This window comes from Mycobacterium sp. TH-M82 (assembly GCF_057473605.1).
In genome coordinates this window covers 1-2,061 of sequence record NZ_JBYCKY010000564.1, presented here as the reverse complement: position 1 = coordinate 2,061, position 2,061 = coordinate 1, and the positions used below count along the sequence as shown (strand labels likewise).

The window sequence follows — 2,061 nt, the reverse complement described above, 5'->3', positions numbered from 1 at the left end:
CGCCGCGTTCCACGCCGCGACGTAGCGCAGGCTGGCCGACACTCGCTCGATCCGCTGCTGGTCGAGCACGTCCTTGACGCCGGCCACCGCCAGCGGCGGGTTGGCGGCGATCTCGGCGGCGGTGGCGTGCGCGGCGTCCAGGCAGGTTTCGGCGTCGTCGAACACGTCGTTGACCAGGCCGATCTTCTCCGCTCGGGCGGCGTCGATGTTCCCGCCGGTCAGCGCCAGTTCCCGCAGGTACCCGTCGGACAGGATCAGCGGCAGCCGGGCCAGGCTGCCCATGTCGGCGACCATCGCCAGCTTGACCTCGCGCACCGAGAATTTGGCGTCGGCGGCCGCGTAGCGGATGTCGACCGCCGAGATCAGGTCGACGCCGCCGCCGATGCACCAGCCGTGCACCGCCGCGATCGTCGGGGTGCGGCAGTCGGCGACTGCGTTGATCGCGCGTTGCATACGCAGGATCTCGGTGTGGAAGTCCGTCCGCGGCCGAGCCATCGCGCCCTCGGCCAGCACCGGTGCCAGGGTGCCGCCCATCGCGGGCACGTCCAGTCCGTAGCTGAAGTTGCCGCCCGAGCCGGTCAACACGATCGCGCGCACGTCACGGTCGGCGTCCAGCGCACCGAACACCTCTGGCATCTCCGACCAGAACGCCGGACCCAGCGCATTGCCTTTGCCCGGCCCGATCAGGGTGACCTGTGCGACGTGGTTCTTAGCGTCTTTGGTTTCGACGGCGACGGATTCATACGCGTGCATGCCGACGAGCCTAGATCCAGTCCCGGGCGAACCTTAACAGCGCGTCGTTTTCCTCTGGTGACCCGATGGTCGCCCGCACGCCGTCATCGCCGTACGGGCGGACCACGATGCGGGCCGCGGCGGCGGCGTCGGTGAACTCCGACGTGCGCTCGGCCAGCGGCAGCCACACGAAGTTGGCCTGCGATCCCGGCAGCGTGAACCCGGCTCTGTGAAGTATCGGGCGCAGCACCGCAACGACCCGCTCCCGCTCGCCGACCACCACGTCGGTGCGGGCCAGCAGCTCGCCGGCGGCGTCAAGCGACGCGATCGCAGCGGCCTGCGCGATGCTGGAGACGGTGAACGGCACGTAGACTTTGCCCAGCGCGCTGATCACCGCCGGGTCGGCGACCGCGTAACCTACCCGCACGCCGGCCAGCCCGTAAGCCTTCGAAAACGTCCGCAGCACAACGACATTGCTGTGTGCACGGACCAAACCGAAGCTGTCCGGCACCATCGGCCCGCGGATGTACTCCACGTACGCTTCGTCGAGGGCAACCAGGATGTCCGGCGGCACCGCGGCCACGAAACGCGCCAGCGCTGCCGGGTCGACGACGGTGGACGTCGGATTATTCGGGTTGCAGACAAAGATCAGCCGGGTGCGATCGGTGACGGCGGCCAGCATCGCGTCCAGGTCATAGGTGTGCTCACGCAGCGGCACCGGGACCCCCACCGCCGCGGCCGTGCGGACCTGCAGCGGGTAGATCTCGAAGCTCCGCCAGCCGAACACCACCTCGTCACCGGCATCGGCGGTGATCTGGATGAGCTGTTGGCACAGGCTGACGGACCCGCAACCGACGGCGACGCATTCGGGCGGAAACCCGACATGGGCGGCCAGCCGCGTCCGCAGCTCGGCGTACCCGTTGTCCGGGTAGCGGTTGAGCGTGGCGGCGGCCCGCTGCACGGCTTCCCTGACGCTGGGCAGCACCGGGAACACCGTCTCGTTGCTGGCCAGCTTGATCGAGCCCGGAACGGTCTTGCCCTCGGGGTTGGCCGGCAGTGCGGCGATCTGCGGGCGCAGGCGGGCGGTCACGTCGACAGCATAGGGGTCTAGTACCCTCGTAAAGTTCGAGGAGGCGTGCCAGAGCGGCCGAATGGGACTCACTGCTAATGAGTTGTCCCTTCACCGGGACCGGAGGTTCAAATCCTCTCGCCTCCGCCGCGGGCCGACTCCGGTCGGCCGGCAGCACAATCGAAGACAGGCGCCCGTAGCTCAACGGATAGAGCATCTGACTACGGATCAGAAGGTTGGGGGTTCGAATCCCTTCGGGC

General features: G+C 68.6%; 2 protein-coding genes and 1 tRNA gene. 1 reads left to right on the top strand and 2 read right to left on the bottom strand.

The window, feature by feature from the left end; translation table 11 throughout:
• A partial coding sequence (locus tag AC2VON_RS17035) for a crotonase/enoyl-CoA hydratase family protein (protein WP_486954003.1) occupies positions 1-753 on the bottom strand: 753 nt, incomplete at its 3' end.
• Between the two features lie 10 nt (positions 754-763).
• Positions 764-1,822 (bottom strand): histidinol-phosphate transaminase, encoded by a 1,059-nt coding sequence (locus AC2VON_RS17030; protein WP_486954002.1) that lies wholly within the window; start codon positions 1,820-1,822, stop codon positions 764-766.
• 39 nt (positions 1,823-1,861) lie between these two features.
• Between AC2VON_RS17030 and AC2VON_RS17025 the strand changes: the two genes are divergently transcribed.
• Positions 1,862-1,948: transfer RNA gene (locus AC2VON_RS17025), tRNA-Ser, on the top strand.
• Positions 1,949-2,061: the final 113 nt, after the last annotated feature.